19 protein-coding genes and 2 tRNA genes are annotated in these 19038 nt (G+C 53.3%); 14 read left to right on the forward strand and 7 right to left on the reverse strand.

The window, feature by feature from the left end; genetic code table 11:
• Nucleotides 1–38: 38 nt before the first annotated feature.
• Together AC0XWG_RS20300 and AC0XWG_RS20305 are read right to left on the reverse strand one after the other, a co-directional pair.
• Nucleotides 39–935 carry an aldo/keto reductase gene (locus tag AC0XWG_RS20300; protein ID WP_049006321.1) on the reverse strand — a complete coding sequence of 299 codons (897 nt, stop codon included), beginning with the start codon at nt 933–935 and terminating at the stop codon, nt 39–41.
• A gap of 48 nt (nt 936–983) precedes the next feature.
• On the reverse strand, nt 984–1271 hold the full coding sequence (locus AC0XWG_RS20305; protein ID WP_161788399.1) for a DUF1289 domain-containing protein: 288 nt from the start codon (nt 1269–1271) through the stop codon (nt 984–986).
• Nucleotides 1272–1372: 101 nt separating this feature from the next.
• Here AC0XWG_RS20305 and eptA point away from each other — a divergent pair, with 101 nt between their 5' ends.
• The 5 genes from eptA (at nt 1373) to rnt (ending at nt 6044) form a co-directional block, all read left to right on the forward strand.
• A complete protein-coding gene (gene eptA / locus AC0XWG_RS20310; protein ID WP_128347960.1) occupies nt 1373–2998 on the forward strand; it encodes a phosphoethanolamine transferase EptA in 1626 nt (541 codons plus the stop codon).
• Nucleotides 2999–3039: 41 nt separating this feature from the next.
• Entirely contained in the window at nt 3040–3639 is a 600-nt protein-coding gene (locus AC0XWG_RS20315; protein WP_028017291.1) for a TetR/AcrR family transcriptional regulator, read from the forward strand.
• A gap of 53 nt (nt 3640–3692) precedes the next feature.
• A complete protein-coding gene (gene nemA / locus AC0XWG_RS20320) occupies nt 3693–4790 on the forward strand; it encodes an alkene reductase (RefSeq protein ID WP_049006327.1) in 1098 nt (365 codons plus the stop codon).
• Nucleotides 4791–4890: 100 nt separating this feature from the next.
• Nucleotides 4891–5298, forward strand: a complete 408-nt coding sequence (gene gloA / locus AC0XWG_RS20325; protein ID WP_013096923.1) for a lactoylglutathione lyase — start codon at nt 4891–4893, stop codon at nt 5296–5298.
• Nucleotides 5299–5393: 95 nt separating this feature from the next.
• Nucleotides 5394–6044, forward strand: a complete 651-nt coding sequence (gene rnt, locus AC0XWG_RS20330) for a ribonuclease T (RefSeq protein ID WP_049006331.1) — start codon at nt 5394–5396, stop codon at nt 6042–6044.
• 44 nt (nt 6045–6088) lie between these two features.
• On the opposite strand, the gene grxD is transcribed toward rnt, so the two are convergent.
• Nucleotides 6089–6436 carry a monothiol glutaredoxin 4 gene (gene grxD, locus AC0XWG_RS20335; RefSeq protein ID WP_003832760.1) on the reverse strand — a complete coding sequence of 116 codons (348 nt, stop codon included), beginning with the start codon at nt 6434–6436 and terminating at the stop codon, nt 6089–6091.
• 338 nt (nt 6437–6774) lie between these two features.
• On the opposite strand from grxD, the gene AC0XWG_RS20340 reads away from it, so the two are divergent.
• Both AC0XWG_RS20340 and sodB read left to right on the forward strand, forming a co-directional pair.
• Nucleotides 6775–7548 (forward strand): C40 family peptidase, encoded by a 774-nt coding sequence (locus AC0XWG_RS20340; RefSeq protein ID WP_028017288.1) that lies wholly within the window; start codon nt 6775–6777, stop codon nt 7546–7548.
• 121 nt (nt 7549–7669) lie between these two features.
• Complete coding sequence (gene sodB / locus AC0XWG_RS20345; RefSeq protein ID WP_028017287.1) at nt 7670–8251, forward strand: superoxide dismutase [Fe]; 582 nt, start codon at nt 7670–7672, stop codon at nt 8249–8251.
• A gap of 39 nt (nt 8252–8290) precedes the next feature.
• Here the strand turns inward: sodB and AC0XWG_RS20350 are convergent, their stop codons facing one another.
• Nucleotides 8291–9457 carry an MFS transporter gene (locus AC0XWG_RS20350; RefSeq protein WP_475680990.1) on the reverse strand — a complete coding sequence of 389 codons (1167 nt, stop codon included), beginning with the start codon at nt 9455–9457 and terminating at the stop codon, nt 8291–8293.
• Nucleotides 9458–9620: 163 nt separating this feature from the next.
• On the reverse strand, nt 9621–9710 hold the full coding sequence (cydH, locus tag AC0XWG_RS20355; protein WP_020688313.1) for a cytochrome bd-I oxidase subunit CydH: 90 nt from the start codon (nt 9708–9710) through the stop codon (nt 9621–9623).
• A 297-nt stretch (nt 9711–10007) separates the two neighbouring features.
• Between cydH and purR the strand changes: the two genes are divergently transcribed.
• Complete coding sequence (purR, locus tag AC0XWG_RS20360; RefSeq protein ID WP_028017285.1) at nt 10008–11033, forward strand: HTH-type transcriptional repressor PurR; 1026 nt, start codon at nt 10008–10010, stop codon at nt 11031–11033.
• A 17-nt stretch (nt 11034–11050) separates the two neighbouring features.
• Here purR and punR read toward each other — a convergent pair whose 3' ends face one another.
• Nucleotides 11051–11962 (reverse strand): DNA-binding transcriptional activator PunR, encoded by a 912-nt coding sequence (gene punR / locus AC0XWG_RS20365; protein ID WP_128347964.1) that lies wholly within the window; start codon nt 11960–11962, stop codon nt 11051–11053.
• Nucleotides 11963–12076: 114 nt separating this feature from the next.
• Between punR and punC the strand changes: the two genes are divergently transcribed.
• Nucleotides 12077–13276, forward strand: coding sequence for a purine nucleoside transporter PunC (gene punC / locus AC0XWG_RS20370; RefSeq protein ID WP_475680991.1), 1200 nt, complete (start codon nt 12077–12079; stop codon nt 13274–13276).
• Between the two features lie 297 nt (nt 13277–13573).
• Nucleotides 13574–14722, forward strand: coding sequence for a cyclopropane fatty acyl phospholipid synthase (cfa, locus tag AC0XWG_RS20375; protein WP_108090111.1), 1149 nt, complete (start codon nt 13574–13576; stop codon nt 14720–14722).
• Between the two features lie 31 nt (nt 14723–14753).
• Here cfa and AC0XWG_RS20380 read toward each other — a convergent pair whose 3' ends face one another.
• Nucleotides 14754–15395: a riboflavin synthase gene (locus AC0XWG_RS20380; protein WP_028017281.1), complete on the reverse strand. Its 642-nt coding sequence runs from the start codon at nt 15393–15395 to the stop codon at nt 14754–14756.
• Between the two features lie 225 nt (nt 15396–15620).
• Here AC0XWG_RS20380 and mdtK point away from each other — a divergent pair, with 225 nt between their 5' ends.
• From mdtK to AC0XWG_RS20400, 4 genes are all read left to right on the forward strand, one after another.
• Entirely contained in the window at nt 15621–16994 is a 1374-nt protein-coding gene (gene mdtK / locus AC0XWG_RS20385; RefSeq protein ID WP_028017280.1) for an MdtK family multidrug efflux MATE transporter, read from the forward strand.
• A 153-nt stretch (nt 16995–17147) separates the two neighbouring features.
• Nucleotides 17148–17224: transfer RNA gene (locus tag AC0XWG_RS20390), tRNA-Val, on the forward strand.
• A 4-nt stretch (nt 17225–17228) separates the two neighbouring features.
• Nucleotides 17229–17305 (forward strand) — tRNA-Val (locus tag AC0XWG_RS20395).
• A 117-nt stretch (nt 17306–17422) separates the two neighbouring features.
• Nucleotides 17423–19018: an FAD-NAD(P)-binding protein gene (locus AC0XWG_RS20400; RefSeq protein WP_128347966.1), complete on the forward strand. Its 1596-nt coding sequence runs from the start codon at nt 17423–17425 to the stop codon at nt 19016–19018.
• Nucleotides 19019–19038: the final 20 nt, after the last annotated feature.

The raw sequence follows: 19038 nt of genomic DNA on the forward strand, positions 1-19038 counted from the left end.
GGGGCAAACATTTCACCGGAAAGTCACTTTTTGCTGGTTTACGGTACGTCGTAGCCGAGTGCGGCTTTACGGATGCGGAACCACTGCTGACGGGTCATCTGCAGCTCTTCTGCCGCAATCGCAGAGCGTACGCGTTCAATTTTACCAGAACCAATAATTGGCAGTGGTTTTGACGGCAGGCGCAGGATCCACGCGTACACCACTTGTTCGATGCTCTCAGCATTGAGCTCGCGGGCGATGGTTTCCAGTTCATTGCGCAGCGGCTGGAATTCATCGTCATTAAACAAGCGTCCCCCTCCCAGGCACGACCACGCCATCGGGCGAATGCGAAGCTGTTGTAGCTGGTCAAGCGTCCCATCCAGCAGCAGCGGCTGGTGAACCGGGGATATCTCGACCTGGTTAGTGGCCAGGGTAAATGGCAGGCGCGACTGAAGCAGCGCAAACTGTGCCGGGGTAAAGTTTGAGACGCCAAAATGACGGACTTTCCCGCTCTGATGCAGATTCAGAAACGCTTCGGCCACTTCATCGGCATCCATGAGCGGATCGGGACGGTGGATTAACAGCAGGTCGATATGATCCGTCGCCAGATTGACCAGCGACTGCTCAGCACTTTTGATGATATGCGCACTGTCGGTGATGTAATGACCGAGGGCATGCTCAGGTTTTGCCGTGGTGGCAATACCGCACTTCGTGACGATCTCCATGCGTTCACGCAGGGCCGGAACCAGCTTGAGCGCCTCTCCGAACGCGGCTTCACACTGGTAGCCACCATAAATATCGGCATGATCGACCGTGGTGATCCCTAAATCGAGATGCTCTTCAATAAAGCTCGCCAACTGGAGGGGGGACATATTCCAGTCCATCAGGCGCCAGTAGCCCATCACAAAACGGGAGAATTCTGGCCCCTGGGGGGCAAGGGTAATTCGCTGAACCATAACATTTTCCTCAAGGACGTGATGTCATGAGTATACGCAATTACCGTGTTAAAAAAGTGAAGGTTGCTGGGGTTCTTCTGCCTCACCCGCTTTATTTGCGCGTATTTTGCGCAGAAGTCGCTGTCGGCAGAGTCGAAGCACCTCCTGTTTTTGCGTGTCGCTAAAGGTTTGCCAGTTGAAACGTTCATCACGGGTACGCATGCACCCGCGGCAATATCCACGTTCATCTACCTGACAAATACCCCGGCACGGGCTCTGGATGGGGAAAAACTCCAGTTGCTCTGCCACACTCACCTCCAGATTACCGCTATCACTTACAGTGAAGACGTTAAACATGCCGCGTGCAAGGGCTTTACCACAGATTTGTGGCATTAAGGTTTCACTAATCTTCCCTCTCTATACTCGCCCCATCATTAAAATGACAGGTTTTTCATTCGATGCGGTTAATTAAAAAGTTACAGTGTAACGACATTAAATTTACTCTTGGCTGTGCGCTCTTCTTTACCCTGGTAAACGCGCTATTTATACAACGCAGTTGGGCAATTATCGCCCCCGCTCATCTTCACGATATCCTCTTTGCCGCTACCGTACCGCTGGTGCTGTTTTGCGGCTGGGTGATTGTGTTTAGCCTGCTCAATATTCCCTTTATTCGCAAGCCGCTGCTGATTGTGCTGACGCTCGGGTGCGCCGCTGCCACCTACTTTATGTACACCTACGGCGCGGTTATCGATCAGAACATGATCGTGAACGTGTTCGAAACGAACTCCCAGGAAGCCACCGCCCTGGTAACGCCACAGATGATTTTGTGGATTATTGTTGCCGGTCTCATTCCATCCGTAGTGCTGGTATTGACCCGCATTCGTACCGGGAAATGGTGGTATGCCCTGTTGATGCGCGTTGCCGCAATGCTCGGTGCCCTGCTGGTGATTATCCTTATTGCCGCCGTATTTTATAAAGATTACGCGTCGCTGTTTCGTAATAACAAAAGCATTGTCAAAATGGTCACCCCCGCGAACTACGTCAGTGCCGTGATGAAGTACAGCAAAATGCGCTGGTTTGCAGGCGATCAGACGCTGGTGCGGATTGGCGAAGATGCACACAAAGGACCCTTGATTTCAGGTCAGCAAAAGAAAACCGTTCTAGTGCTTGTCGTCGGCGAAGCGTCACGCGCGGCGAACTACTCCCTGAACGGCTACGAACGCGAAACAAACCCGGAACTGAAAAAGCAGGATGTGATTAACTTCCCGCAAGCCTCCTCGTGTGGTACTGAAACCGCGGTATCCGTTCCCTGCATGTTCTCCGGCATGACGCGCAGCAAATACGATGCTGACCTGGCTCATCATCGGGAAGGACTGCTCGACGTGCTCAAGCATGCGGGTATCAATCTGCTGTGGCGCGACAACGATGGCGGCTGTAAAGGTGCCTGCGATCGCATCCCCCATACCGACATGACGCAGTGGAAACTGGATCAGTTCTGCAAAGACAAGTCCTGCATCGACGACGTGAATTTCTACCGCCTGGACAACGTCCTGGATGGCCTGAAGCAAGATACCGTTCTGGTTATCCACCTGATGGGCAGTCACGGCCCCGCGTACTATCGCCGTTATCCGGATAATTTCCGTAAATTCACCCCAACCTGCGACACCAACGAAATTCAGGATTGCGATCATCAGGCGCTGATAAACACCTATGACAACACGATCCTGTATACCGACAGCGTGGTCAGTAAAACGATTGATACGTTGAAAGCACGACAGGCAAGCATGAACACTGCGCTGATTTACCTCTCAGATCACGGCGAATCGCTGGGTGAAAGCGGTATCTATCTGCACGGCACGCCGTACATGCTGGCACCGGAACAGCAAACACACATTCCGTTTATGTTCTGGTTGTCACCGGACTATGCGAAAAACTTTGGCATCAACGAGCAGTGTTTACGTGACCATGCGGCAAAAAATGCGGTTTCTCAGGACAATTTGTTCTCGACTGTACTGGGTATGATGGACGTGAAATCAACGGTTTATCAACAGCAACTGGATATTCTGCACGCGTGTCGTCAATAAACTCGCTTGCATTAGACCGAACGGTCTATTAGAGTGCGGCCATGAGCAGAAATACTGAACACGATACCCGCGAACATTTACTGGCGACCGGCGAGCAACTTTGCATGCATCGCGGGTTCACCGGTATGGGTCTGAGCGAGCTATTAAAAACCGCTGAGGTACCGAAGGGGTCGTTTTACCACTACTTCCGGTCCAAAGAGGCATTTGGCGTCGCAATGCTGGAGCGTCATTATGCTGGTTATCACCAGCGTCTGGCGTCCCACTTTGCATCGGGTAAAGGTAACTATCGCGATCGTGTTTTGAACTACTATCAGGAAACGCTGAACCAGTTCTGCCAGCAGGGCATTATCAGCGGATGTCTGACGGTAAAACTTTCTGCTGAAGTGTGCGATCTCTCCGAAGACATGCGCACGGCAATGGATAAAGGTGCCAGTGGTGTTATCGCCCTGCTGGCTCAGGCACTGGAGAAAGGCCGCGATGAAAAAACGCTGGCCTTTTCCGGTGAGCCTTTAACTCAGGCGCAGGTGTTATACGCCCTCTGGTTGGGCGCTAATCTGCAGGCCAAGATTTCGCGCAGTGCCGTGCCGCTGGAAAGCGCACTGGCACATGTGAAAAACAGCATTACTACGCCTGGCGTTTAACAGGCGTTTTTATTTACCTCATTACTAGTCGACTGGTCTACTCAGGAGTCTTTATGTCAGCTGAAAAATTATTTACCCCATTGAAAGTGGGTGCCGTCACTGCACCAAACCGCGTGTTTATGGCTCCGCTTACCCGTCTACGCAGCATTGAGCCGGGTGACATCCCAACCCCACTGATGGGTGAATACTATCGTCAGCGCGCAAGCTCTGGCCTGATCATCACGGAAGCCACACAGATTTCTGCTCAGGCTAAAGGTTATGCGGGCGCGCCGGGTCTTCACAGCCCGGAACAGATCGCCGCATGGAAGAAAATCACCGCGGGCGTTCACGCTGAAGAAGGTCGTATTGCGGTTCAGCTGTGGCACACCGGTCGTATCTCTCACAACAGCATTCAGCCAGGCGGTCAGGCACCGGTTTCCGCTTCCGCCCTGAGCGCGAATACCCGTACTTCACTGCGTGATGAAAATGGTCACGCAATCCGCGTTGATACTTCTATGCCACGCGCACTTGAGCTGGACGAGATCCCGGGTATCGTTAACGACTTCCGCCAGGCCGTAGCCAATGCGCGTGAAGCCGGGTTTGACCTGATTGAACTGCACTCCGCGCATGGCTACCTGCTGCATCAGTTCCTGTCACCGTCGTCTAACCATCGCACCGATCAGTATGGCGGCAGCGTCGAAAACCGTGCCCGTCTGGTACTGGAAGTGGTTGACGCCGTATGCCAGGAGTGGAGTCCGGATCGTATTGGTATCCGCGTCTCCCCGATTGGCTCTTTCCAGAACGTCGACAACGGTCCGAACGAAGAAGCGGACGCGCTGTATCTGATTGAAGAGCTGGCGAAACGTGGTATTGCTTATCTGCACATGTCCGAGCCCGACTGGGCCGGTGGTCAGCCTTACACAGAGGCTTTCCGTCAGAAAGTACGCGACCGTTTCCACGGCGTGATCATCGGTGCGGGAGCCTATACTCCTGAGAAAGCCGAAGATCTGATCAATAAAGGTCTGATCGACGCCGTCGCGTTTGGCCGCGACTACATCGCCAACCCGGATCTGGTTGCCCGCCTGCAGCAGAAAGCGGCACTGAACCCACAGCGTCCGGAAAGCTTCTACGGCGGTGGTGCAGAAGGCTACACCGACTACCCTTCTCTGTAATCCCTCCAATGAGCATTGATAGCGGCGACAATTCGCCGCTATACTAAAACATCGTTTCTGTTCAAAAACATATTCTATTCCATAGGTTAATGAGGAAATTATGCGCCTACTTCACACCATGCTGCGCGTTGGCGATCTGCAACGTTCTATTGATTTCTACACTAACGTCCTGGGTATGAAACTGCTGCGCACCAGTGAAAACCCGGAATACAAATACTCGCTGGCGTTTGTGGGTTATGGCCCGGAAACGGACGAAGCGGTGATTGAGTTGACTTACAACTGGGGCGTAGACAGCTATGAGCTGGGTACGGCCTACGGCCATATCGCGCTGGAAGTGGACAACGCGGCGGAAGCGTGTGAGCGCATTCGCAGCAACGGCGGTAACGTGACGCGCGAAGCGGGCCCGGTCAAAGGTGGCACTACCGTGATTGCGTTTGTGGAAGATCCGGACGGTTACAAAATCGAGCTGATTGAAGCCAAAGACGCCGGTCGCGGTCTGGGCAACTGATCCCTCAGGGCGCAATATGCGCCCGTAGTTTTACTGCATACCCTTCCAAAATTTGCCATAATGCGCTCTGCTTTTTCCCCATGTAAGAGACCCTGATGTCCGATAACGCTCAATTTAGCGGTCTGTGCGACCGTTTTCGTGGTTTTTATCCCGTTGTCATTGATGTAGAAACAGCCGGATTTAACGCTAAAACCGATGCGCTGCTCGAAATTGCCGCCATCACGCTGAAGATGGATGAACAGGGCTGGCTTACACCGGACACCACGCTGCATTTCCACGTTGATCCTTTTGAAGGGGCAAACTTACAGCCGGAAGCACTGGCGTTTAACGGTATCGACCCGCATAACCCGTTACGTGGTGCAGTCAGTGAATATGATGCGCTGCACGCCATTTTTAAGATGGTGCGTAAAGGTATGAAAGAGAGCAACTGCAGCCGCGCGATCATGGTAGCCCATAACGCCACATTCGATCACAGCTTTACCATGGCCGCCGCAGAGCGTGCCTCGCTCAAACGAAATCCCTTCCACCCATTTGTCACCTTCGATACTGCCGCCCTGAGTGGCCTGGCGCTGGGGCAAACGGTGTTATCAAAGGCCTGTATCACGGCAGGTATTGAGTTTGACGGTACGCAGGCGCACTCTGCCCTGTATGACACGGAACGCACTGCAGAGCTGTTCTGTGAGATCGTCAACCGCTGGAAACGTCTGGGCGGCTGGCCGCTGCCGATGGGCGACAGCGAAGAGTAAAAAAAAGCGACCTGAAGAGGTCGCTTTTTTATTTCGGCAGAAAGTTACTCTGCGTCCGGCTCTTCAGTTTTGTACTTAGCCGCCGTCTCTTTGATCAGCTGCTGCAGTTCACCGCGCTGATACATCTCAATCAGGATATCGCAACCGCCAACCAGTTCACCGTCTACCCACAGCTGTGGGAACGTCGGCCAGTTAGCGTACTTAGGCAGCTCAGCGCGGATGTCCGGGTTTTGCAGGATATCAACGTAAGCAAAACGCTCACCACAGGCAGACAGTGCCTGAACGGCTTGCGCGGAGAAGCCGCAGCTTGGCAGCTTCGGAGAACCTTTCATATACAGCAGAATCGGGTTTTCAGCGATCTGGCGCTGGATTTTTTCAATAGTGGTGCTCATGTCTTGCTTCCTTTAACTTCTGTTACGGCATTAGTCTGACATTGTAGCGGTTCAGACTGGCATCGGAAAATAACATTTTTGTCACGTTTATTTATTTTACCGCGACTCATGAAAAGTTGCATTGCAAATGGTGTTTAACCCTGCTGCACTCAGGGTTTTGCTTAGGGAGTGAACAAATGTGCGACAGAACGATGAATTTTTTTGCACTTGCTAACGAAACTCGATTGTAGATTGAAAAATGCTATTAACTTCTCGGGTTTTTATGGATTAGAATCGACGGGCTTTGTAAATCATACGCAGGTACTATAGATGACCTGCATTTATCAGGGGACTGCCCAGTGGCGCGGATAAATAAAATCTCGATCACGCTCTGTGCTTTACTGTTTACATCACTCACTTTCACGCCAGTGGCAAACGCCTCTCAGCAGGCGCGGCATTCTGCTGTGCAAAAGAACCATCTGGTGAAAGCCACAGAACGTAAGAAAAAAACCACCAGTAAGAACGATAAGAAAAAAACAACTGCTCAGACTAAACAAACCGCTTCAAGCAAGACAAAAACAAAATCTTCCCGCACTGCTCACACATCCAAAAGTAAAGCCTCGCAGACTGCCGCCAACCTCGTGACTGAAAAATGCATCACGCGTAAAGGCCACAAGGCGAAATGCACGAAGGTCACGAAAATAGCGGAAGTGCATAAAGTGCGTGTACAGAAAGCGCAAAAAACCGCGATGAACAAACTGATGGGGCAAATTGGCAAACCTTATCACTGGGGTGGCAGTTCACCGCGTACCGGTTTTGACTGCAGTGGCCTCGTCTATTACGCCTATAAAGATCTGGTGAAGTTCCGCATTCCACGTACTGCCAATGAAATGTACCACCTGCGCGATGCTTCTCCGGTTGACCGTGGTGAGCTGGAAAACGGCGATCTGGTCTTCTTCCGTACACAGGGTCGCGGCACGGCTGACCACGTCGGTGTCTATGTCGGTAACGGAAAATTCATTCAGTCACCACGCAGCGGTCAGGATATTCAGATCACCTCGCTGAGTGAAGACTACTGGGTTCGCCACTACGTCGGCGCGCGTCGCGTCATGACACCTAAAACCATTCGCTAATCCCTGCCCTGCCGCGTCGCGGCAGGGTAAGTTCCTCTTTTGCATACCCTTTCAATTTGCTATTCTCTCCTCGTTGTCTGTGTGGTTATTGGCAACACAAAATACAATAAGGAGAGAAGCAATGTCGTTCGAATTACCTGCACTACCGTATGCAAAAGACGCCCTGGCACCGCACATTTCTGCGGAAACCCTGGAATATCACTACGGCAAGCATCACCAGACGTACGTCACCAACCTGAACAACCTGATCAAGGGCACCGATTTTGAAGGCAAAACGCTGGAAGAGATCGTCCGAAGCTCTGAGGGGGGCGTATTCAACAACGCAGCTCAGGTGTGGAACCACACCTTCTACTGGCACTGCCTGGCGCCAAACGCCGGTGGCGAACCTGCCGGTGAACTGGCTACCGCCATCAACGCCGCCTTTGGCAGCTTCGCGGATTTCAAAGCGAAATTTACCGATGCAGCTATCAAGAACTTCGGTTCTGGCTGGACGTGGCTGGTAAAAGAAGCCGATGGCAAACTGGCTATCGTTTCCACCTCTAACGCGGGTACCCCACTGACCACCAGCGCTAAGCCGCTGATGACCGTGGACGTTTGGGAACACGCTTACTACATTGATTACCGTAACGCGCGCCCGAACTACCTGGAGCACTTCTGGGCACTGGTTAACTGGGAGTTTGTGGCGAAGAACTTCGCCGCATAAGAGACACGCAGAAGGGTTCGCCCTTCTGCGTTTTTTTGCTTATTCAGCAGCGCAGACTGTTTCTGGCTGCTTACGACCGGACATCATCACCAACAGCAGACCAAGCGCGGCAATAATCGCCCCCATCACCGGTACAAAACTGTATCCCAGCCCCCCGGAAATAACCGCGCCACCGGCGGCTGCACCGAGCGCATTACCGAGATTGAACGCGCCAATATTCACTGAAGACGAAAGACCCGGCGCCTCATGGGCGACACGCATCACGCGCATTTGCAGCGGTGGAACCACAGCAAAGGTGGCAGCTCCCCAGACGACCATCGCAATGGCTGCTCCGAACTCATTACGTGCCAGCCACGGAATAGCAATCATGATGACAATCAGCAGGGTTAAGAAGCCCTTCAACGTCCCGCTCACGGAACGGTCGGCAAATTTCCCACCCAGATAGTTACCAATCGAGAAGCCCACGCCAATCAACACCAGCATCGCAGTGATAAAGATCGGTGTCGCGTGAGTGATGTCGTGAAGCACGGGAGAAATGTAGGTATAGAGGGTAAACATCGCCCCTGCCCCCAACACGGTCGTCAGCAATGCCGAGAGCACCTGCGGGCGTACCAGCACAGACAACTCTTTGCGCACGTCAGGACGTTCCCCCGCGCTGCCTTTCGGCAGGGAGAAGAACAGTGCCACCATCGCGATCACACCGAGACCGGCCGTCGCCAGGAAAGACATACGCCAGCCGATCGCTTCACCCAGCCAGGTTGCCGCAGGCACCCCGCCGATGTTGGCAATCGTTAGTCCCATAAACATGGTTGCCACGGCACTCGCCTGCTTGTGTTTTGGCACCACGCTTGCGGCTACGACCGACCCCAGCCCAAAGAACGCGCCGTGGTTAAGGCTGGTCAGAATGCGGGACAGCATCAATGTGGTGTAGTCCGGCGAAATGGCGGAAAGCACGTTGCCCAGGGTGAAAATCGCCATCAGGAAAATCAGCGCATTGCGGCGCGCGCGATGCGAAAGCAGAAGCGTCATCAGCGGCGCCCCGACCATCACGCCGATAGCGTAGGCGCTGATTAACATCCCTGCGGCAGGGATCGAGACATCCACGCCTCTGGCAATAACAGGCAGTAAACCCATCGGGGAGAATTCAGTGGTGCCAATCCCAAAAGCGCCAATCGCCAGGGCCAGCAGGGGAAAATTGATTTTCATACGTCAACTCCGGATGCCGTGTCATGAGGTGACACAGAACAAAGAAGCGGAAAGCATGACATCAATCACAAAAAATGAGAAGTTAACAAAATGGCAAAAGATTTTTGCCAGAGAAGTAACAATCAGGGGAATCGGGAGGGAGAAGGCTCTCCCTCCGCGTAAATCAGTGCAGTGCGGCCGTCAGACCCGCTGCGACAATCAAAGCCAGCACAATAACGGTGGTGAACAGCGAAAACTTCAGATCGGAACTCATCAATTTTTCTCCTTTTAATCCCCCCACGAAAAGTGAGCTTGCTCATTTTTGCACAATTTACGTCAAAAATCTTCCTGGATTTAAACGGATAACCACTTTACCTCTTCCCCTTTTCATCAAGATAGGACAAAATTCCACGCTAAATTTATTAGCGTACCGGCCATTGACCCCCTCCTGACGTCCTGTGTCGTTTTCCCGGCGTGTCGCAATTCAAAATTGCGCGATAAGGGTGAGAGAAGGCAAACGTTTACCTTCAATTTTTTCAGGAGTTTAGGATATGGTCTGGAGTGACATTTAATGGCAACAATTAAAGATGTAGCAAAACGCGCAAACGTTTCCACTACAACCGTATCACATGTAATTAACAAAACCCGCTTTGTGGCGGAAGAGACGCGCAACGCCGTCTGGGCAGCGATCAAAGAACTGCACTATTCGCCAAGTGCGGTTGCGCGTAGCCTCAAGGTTAATCACACCAAGTCTATTGGTTTGCTGGCGACCAGCAGTGAAGCGGCCTATTTTGCCGAGATCATTGAAGCGGTTGAGAAAAACTGTTTTCAAAAAGGCTATACCCTGATTCTGGGCAACGCGTGGAACAGCATTGAAAAACAGCGCGCCTACCTGTCGATGATGGCGCAAAAGCGCGTTGATGGCCTGCTGGTGATGTGTTCCGAGTATCCGGAAACTGTGCTGTCCATGCTGGAAGAGTATCGCCATATCCCAATGGTGGTGATGGACTGGGGTGAAGCCCGCGCGGACTTCACCGATTCCGTTATCGATAACGCCTTTGAAGGCGGTTATATGGCGGGTCGTTATCTGATAGAACGCGGTCACCGCGAGATCGGTGTGATCCCGGGTCCACTGGAGCGCAATACCGGTGCAGGTCGTCTGGCTGGGTTTATGAAAGCGATGGAAGAAGCGCTGATCACCGTTCCGGAAAACTGGATCGTGCAGGGCGACTTCGAACCGGAGTCGGGCTACCGCGCGATGCAGCAGATCGTCTCCCAGCAGCACCGTCCGACCGCCGTTTTCTGCGGGGGCGACATCATGGCAATGGGTGCCCTCTGTGCTGCCGATGAGCTGGGTCTGCGTGTACCGCAGGATATTTCTGTGATCGGGTATGACAACGTGCGTAACGCGCGCTTCTTTACGCCGGCATTAACGACCATTCACCAGCCGAAAGACTCACTGGGTGAAACCGCCTTTAATATGCTGATGGACAGGATCGTCAACAAACGAGAAGAGTCACAGTCCATTGAAGTTCACCCGCGTCTTATTGAACGCCGCTCCGTTGCGGATGGTCCGTTCCGCGACTACCGCCGGTAATCTCTTCACGGGGCCAGTTAAGCTGGCTCCCGTAGCCATTCCCGGTTTAGCGTTTCGCTGTCTCCCAGATAATCCAGCAGCCAGGCCATCGCTGGCGAGACATCATTTTGTTGCCAGGTGAGGCAACAGGCCGCATCCGGGAACGGGTTCTCTAGCGTCAACTCAACCCACTCTCCGGTGTCAATTCGCGGCCGCGCAAAATGAACGGGCACCATCGCAACGCACAAGCCAGCACTGAGGCACGTCGCCGACGATTCCCAGTCGGGTGCAACCACCCGCCGCTGGTTATCCAGAAGCCAGGTGATACGCTTGGGTAATGAACGGGACGTATCCTCCAGCACCAGCGATGGCCAGTTGCGTAGCGTATCGTCGCTCAAGGGGCCTTCCAGAGCCGCCAGCGGATGATCGCTTGCCACCACGCATTTCCAGCTCAGCATCCCCATATCGCGAAACGCATAACGTCCCCCAACCGGAATCGCCTGCGTGGCCCCGATCGCCATCTCTGCCCTGCCGTCCGCCAGCGCATCCCAGACGCCGTTAAACACCTCCTGCGAGACCCGCAATTCGACGTCAGAAAAATGACGATAGAAGTCGACAATCATTTGCCGGGTACGCTCGGGTTTGACGATATTATCCACCGCGATGGAAATATGCCCCCGCCAGCCGTTAGCGATCTGCTGACACTGTTCGCGGGTGATCTGCATTTTTTTGATGACAGAACGTCCTTCTTTCAAAAACCACGCGCCGGCGGGCGTTAATTCCACATCACGATGTCGCCGTTCAAACAGCGGAACCGCCAGCCACTCCTCGAGCTGACGTACTGTATAGCTGATAGCTGAAGGCACGCGGTGTAACTCCTGCGCCGCTCCACTGAAACTGCCGTTACGCGCGACAGCATCGACCACTTCAAGAGAATAATCTGACCACATTTTCTGCCTGCAAAAAATTTGAATGCACACGCCAAATATTAGCGTTTCACAAGCGGCTTTGCACTCCCTACACTCAGCGCCAATGTATACCTGCCTCCTCAGGAGAATAAAACAATGCAACCCAGGAAAGGTTTTTTAGTCTGGCTCGGCGGCTTAAGCGTGCTGGGCTTTTTGGCCACTGATATGTACCTGCCGGCTTTCGCCGCCATGCAGGAAGATTTGCAAACCCCTGCAGCGGCCATCAGCGCCAGCCTGAGTTTGTTCCTCGCCGGTTTCGCCTTCGCGCAGCTACTTTGGGGGCCGCTATCAGATCGTTTTGGCCGTAAACCAGTACTGTTGCTGGGACTTGGCATTTTTGCCGTCGGCTGTCTGGGTATGTTATGGGTACGCGATGCAACCTGGCTGCTGGTGCTGCGCTTTGTGCAGGCCGTCGGCGTCTGTGCAGCAGCGGTGACCTGGCAGGCCCTTGTTACCGACTACTACCCAGCCAACCGCACCAACCGGATTTTCGCCACCATTATGCCGCTGGTAGGGCTTTCACCTGCCCTCGCCCCGCTGCTGGGCAGCTGGATCCTGGTGCATTTCGAGTGGCAGGCTATCTTTGCCACGTTGTTTGCCATCACACTGGTACTTATGCTGCCGGCATTCGCGCTCAAACCAGCGCATAAAAAAGAGGCACATGCGGATGCGAAGCCCATTACCTTTACCTCTTTGCTGAGTGCCAAAGCGTATCGCGGTAATGTCCTGATTTATGCCGCCTGCTCGGCGAGTTTCTTCGCGTGGCTGACCGGTTCGCCATTTATTCTGCACGATATGGGGTACAGCCCGGCGGCGATCGGCCTGAGCTATGTCCCGCAAACCATCGCATTCCTGGTGGGTGGGTACGGCTGTCGTGCGGCGCTGCAGAAATGGGAAGGTCAGCAGATGCTGCCGTGGCTGCTGGTGCTGTATGCATTGAGCGTTATCAGGACATGGGCCGTTGGTTTTATCCCTGGCACCGGTCTGGTAGAAATTTTAATGCCATTCTGCGTGATGGCCGTTGCTAACGGGGCAATCTACCCTATCGTTGTGGCGCAGGCATTACGTCCGTTCCCGCAGGCGACGGGTCGCGCGGCTGCGCTGCAGAACACCCTGCAGTTGGGTCTGTGCTTCCTGGCAAGCCTGGTGGTCTCTGCGCTGATTGCCACACCGCTCCTGACCACCACTACCGTGATGCTGGTGACCGTTGTGCTGGCCTTTGTGGGCTACCGTATGCAGGCTTCCGCACAGCGTGAGCTGAATAACAGCACGCCGGTTGAAACATCGCATGCGTAATCGCGCCGGAAATTATGTTAACTTCCAGTGATTAGGTTGCTAAGAATTTTTTATTGAATCACCAAATTTTGAGGCCTATACTAAATTTGGTTCGATTAAATACGATAAATATTAAGTGTTAACGGGAGCCGGAGTGCTCCCGTTTTACCATGGAAGGCATTTCGGCAAGGGTTATCTCCCTTCCTCTGTTCTACGTCGGATATTAGCCTCGCGGTATTTACCGTGAGATTTCTCACAAACCAAAAAAAGCGTCTACGCTGTTTGAAGGTTCTGATCACACAGGGTGATGGAGAAGCTATGAGTTCATCGTGTATAGAAGAAGTCAGCGTTCCGGACGATAACTGGTCCCGGATCGTCAGTGAACTGTTAGGTCGAGCAGGCATCACTATCAATGGATCGTCGCCAGCCGATCCCCAGGTTAAACATCCCGACTTTTTTAAGCGCGTGTTGCGGGAGGGTTCGTTAGGCCTGGGGGAAAGCTATATGGACGGCTGGTGGGAGTGCGAACGGCTGGATATCTTCTTCTCCAGCGTGTTGCGTGCCGGTCTGGAAAATCAACTCCCCCGCAATCTGAAAGACACACTGCGCGTCGCCTCTGCCCGGCTGTTTAATCTGCAAAGTAAAAAACGCGCGTGGATCGTCGGCAAAGAGCATTACGATCTCGGCAACGACCTGTTCAACCGTATGCTTGACCCCTTCATGCAATATTCCTGCGCTTACTGGAAAGAGGCTTCGACGCTGGAAGAGGCTCAACAGGCTAAGCTGCATCTAATTAGCGAGAAACTGAAGTTAGAACCCGGAATGCGCGTGCTGGATATCGGCTGCGGCTGGGGTGGGCTGGCCTGGTTTATGGCGAAGCACTACGGCGTCAGCGTGGTGGGTGTCACTATTTCAGCTGAACAGCAAAAGATGGCACGGGAACGCTGCCAGGGTCTCGATGTGGATATCCGGCTACAGGATTACCGCGATCTTAACGAACAGTTTGACCGTATCGTTTCGGTGGGTATGTTCGAGCACGTGGGACCGAAGAACTACAACACCTATTTTGACGTGGTGGATCGTAATTTGAAACCGGACGGCATCTTCCTGCTGCATACCATCGGCTCTAAGCGAACCGATAACAACGTTGACCCGTGGATCAACAAATACATCTTTCCGAATGGCTGTTTACCGTCCGTTCGCCAGATTGCCAACGCCAGTGAACCCCATTTCGTGATGGAAGACTGGCATAACTTCGGTGCGGATTACGACACCACGTTGATGGCATGGCATGCTCGTTTTCAGGAAGCCTGGCCTGAGATTGCGGACAACTATTCTGAACGATTCAAGCGGATGTTTAGCTATTATCTAAATGCCTGCGCGGGGGCGTTTCGCGCGCGGGATATTCAGCTCTGGCAGGTGGTCTTCAGCCGTGGCATTGAACACGGTTTGCGGGTCGCCCGCTAAAAAAATAACCCCGGTTACCCGGGGTTATTTTTTATTCTTCTTCTGCTGTTTTAATTATTGCAGCTTCTTTTGCCGCCAGCACACGCTCAACGGTATCCACCACCGCCTGAGTTTGCGGATCGATTTCGATATTTACGCGATGCCCCAGTTTTTTCGCCCCCAGCGTGGTGCGCTGCAGCGTTTCAGGAATTAAATGCACACAAAAACGCGTCGGCGTCACTTCCCCGACAGTCAGACTAATCCCATCAATACCAATAAACCCTTTGTACAGGATGTATTTCATTAATGAAGGATCCTGCATTTTAAACCAGATTTGACGGTTATTTTCCGAGGTCACAATTTTCGCCACTTCGGCAGTGGTCATGATGTGCCCCGACATCAGATGCCCGCCAATCTCATCGCTGAACTTCGCCGCCCTTTCTACGTTGACGGTATCCCCAACAGCCAGCTCACCCAGGTTGGTGATACGCAGCGTCTCTTTCATTAAATCAAAGCTAATCTGGTTGCCGTTAATTTCGGTCACGGTCAGGCAGCAGCCGTTATGCGCAATCGAGGCACCGGTTTCAATGCCCTCAAGCATATATTCCGGCAGCTCAACAACATGAGTACGGAAATTAGGTTTTTCATCAATGGACACCACTTTGGCGGTGCCCTGCACAATACCAGTAAACATGCTTACAACTCCTGTTTTTTCCGGACGGTGGTGACACCGTTTAATCCCATCACAATAACAGTTGGAAAAACAGGTTGCCAGCGGAGCGCATTTTCTGGCGATTTTTTCACTAGATAAATAGCTAAAGCCCGCTACAATAGCTGGCACCCCCCTGCATTTTCTTCTTGCTGCCCGTTTCGGCGGCTTTTTTAGTCTCTCAAATAACAACAAAATAAAGGTGTTCACGTGCAGAAGTACATGAATGAAGCGCGCCAGTTATTGGCACTGGCTATACCAGTGATCGTCGCGCAAGTGGCCCAGACCGCAATGGGATTTGTGGATACGGTAATGGCAGGTGGCTACAGTGCCACCGATATGGCGGCCGTTGCTATCGGCACGTCAATCTGGCTTCCGGCCATCCTGTTCGGCCACGGTCTGCTGCTCGCGCTCACGCCTGTTATCGCCCAGCTCAATGGCTCGGGTCGTCGCGAGCGCATTGCCCACCAGGTCCGTCAGGGTTTCTGGCTGGCGGGGTTTGTCTCCGTGCTGATTATGGTGGTGCTCTGGAACGCTGGCCATATTATTCGCGCCATGCATAACATTGACCCGGCACTGGCTGACAAAGCCGTGGGTTATCTGCGCGCCCTGCTCTGGGGGACTCCAGGCTACCTCTTTTTCCAGGTGGCGCGTAACCAGTGTGAAGGTCTGGCGAAAACCAAGCCCGGGATGGTAATGGGCTTTATTGGTTTGCTGGTCAATATTCCGGTGAACTATGTCTTTATTTACGGTCATTTCGGAATGCCGGAACTGGGTGGCGTCGGCTGCGGCGTGGCGACGGCAGCCGTTTACTGGGTGATGTTCTTCTCGATGATCGCCTTTGTAAAACGCGCCCGTTCCATGCGCGATATCCGCAACGAGAACAGATTTAGTACGCCAGACTGGAGCATCATGACGCGTCTGGTGCAGCTAGGTTTGCCGATTGCCCTCGCGCTGTTCTTCGAGGTGACGCTTTTCGCCGTGGTCGCCCTGCTGGTCTCCCCGTTGGGCATTGTGAACGTAGCCGGGCACCAGATTGCGCTGAACTTCAGCTCGCTGATGTTCGTCCTGCCGTTGTCGCTGGCGGCGTCGGTGACTATCCGTGTCGGCTTCCGTTTGGGGCAAGGTTCGACGATAGACGCGCAAACAGCCGCGCGAACCGGGCTGGGTGTCGGTGTCTGCATGGCTGTCTGTACGGCGCTCTTTACCGTCACGCTACGCGAACAAATCGCCCTGCTCTACAATGACAACCCCGAAGTCGTGGCTCTGGCGTCGCATCTGATGCTGCTGGCAGCGGTCTACCAGATATCTGATTCCATTCAGGTGATTGGCAGCGGTGTGCTGCGTGGATATAAAGACACGCGTTCCATCTTCTTTATCACCTTCATCGCCTACTGGGTATTGGGTCTGCCGTGTGGTTACATTCTGGCCCTGACCGACCTGGTGGTTGACCGCATGGGTCCGGCCGGATTCTGGATGGGCTTTATCATCGGTCTGACCTCTGCGGCAATTATGATGATGATGCGAATGCGCTTCCTGCAACGTCAGCCATCAACGGTCATTTTGCAACGCGCAGCACGTTAATTACGCAGTAGCCGCCGGCCGGCGGCTACTTTATCTTCACTTTGCGCGGTAATACAGCAATCGCGTGAAATCAGAGAGAAAAATGCATTTTCCCTCTTGCCTCATTGGTGCTGTGCCGCTAATATTCGTCCCCGTTGTCACCGACAACACGTTGCGTTCATAGCTCAGTTGGTTAGAGCACCACCTTGACATGGTGGGGGTCGTTGGTTCGAGTCCAATTGAACGCACCATTCTGCGTCCGTAGCTCAGTTGGTTAGAGCACCACCTTGACATGGTGGGGGTCGGTGGTTCGAGTCCACTCGGACGCACCATTTCAGTCCTGAAATGGTGCAAATTATCCTCTGATTTCCTGAATTATCCTAATCCCTTATTTTCATCACTGTTCTCCTGCTACGCTTTCCTCATGGAAAAAAAGAGGAATACCGTCGATGAAGAAAATCGCCATTATCGGTTCCGGCCCTACAGGGATTTATACCTTTTACGCACTTCTTAAAAATCGGCAGCCGCTTTCGGTTTACGTCTTTGAGCAAGCTGATAACGCGGGCGTGGGTATGCCCTATAACGACGACGATAATTCTCGTCTGATGTTGGCGAACATTGCGAGCATTGAAATCCCGCCACTGTTCATGTCCTACCTCGACTGGCTTAAGGGCCAGAGCGAAACCCATCTGGCACGCTTTAAGGTGGATAAATCCCGTTTGCATGACCGGCAGTTCCTGCCCCGTCTCCTGCTGGGTGAGTATTTCCGCGACAGCTTTTGGTCAATCGTAAAAGAGGCGAAAAAACGCGGGTTCCATGTTGAAATCCATGAGTCTGCCCGGGTCACCGACATCGTGCCCACGAATGATGGCGTCACGCTTTCCGTCAACGACAGCAGTTTTCCTGAACGCTTTGACCTTGCGGTTATCGCCACCGGCCACGTCTGGCCTGCAGACGACGAAGCCTCTCGTACGTATTTCCCAAGCCCGTGGTCCGGTCTGATGGATGCCAAAATTCCGCCCTGCCGTGTTGGTGTTATGGGAACATCGTTAAGCGGTCTTGACGCGGCAATGGCGGTAGTGATGCAGCACGGCGCGTTTCGCGACGGTAAATTCGTTCTGGATACAGGCAGCGAGGCGTTAAAGATTGTCCTGATGTCCCGAACGGGCATTCTCCCGGAAGCCGATTTTTACTGCCCTATTCCTTACGAACCGTTGTCAGTGTTGACTGAGCTCGCGGTTGAACGCGAAATTGCCAAAGGGCCGGATGGCCTGCTTGATCGCATTTTTGCCCTGATGGTGAGAGAGCTTGAACTTGCTGACCCGGCATGGTGTAAGAAAGTTGCTCTGCATAAGCAGACGGCAGACAGCATGCGTGAGGCCTGGTTTGAAGATCGTAAACGACACGACCCGTTCACCTGGGCCGAAGAAAACCTCGACGAGGTTGAGAGAAACAAACAGGAACACCGCACCGTGGCCTGGCGCTACACCGTGCTTCGGCTCCATGAAGTGGTTCAGACGATCGTACCGCATCTCGACGATCGCGATAGTAAGCGCTTCAAACAAGGGCTGGCCCGGGTCTTTATCGACAACTATGCGGCTATCCCTCCACAGTCTATTCGCAGGCTGCTCGCGCTTCGCGAAGCCGGCATTATTAGCGTGGCTGCGCTCGGTGATAATTACACGCTGGATATTGGCAGCGATAGCGCAGCAATCGCCACAAAAGAGACCGTCTACCGTTTCGACGTTTTTATTGATGCGCGCGGGCAAAAGCCGCTCAAAACGAAAGATCTGCCCTTCCCGACGCTGCGCAAGCAGCTGGAAGCAACGGGTGAAGAGATACCCGACATCGGCGAAGATTACACCTTAAAAGCGCCTGACACCGTTCGCGGGCGCATCGCCTTCGGCGCGATACCGTGGCTAATGCACGATCGTCCCTTCGTTCAGGGGCTGGCGGAGTGTGCAGAGATTGCAGAGGCGATGGCGAAAGCGGCAGAAAAAACCGCGTCTGGGTTACGGCGGAAATTACCGTATAGTGAGGACTGACAGGGCATCCATGCCCTGCT

Source organism: Enterobacter sp. DVT3837, assembly GCF_056238685.1.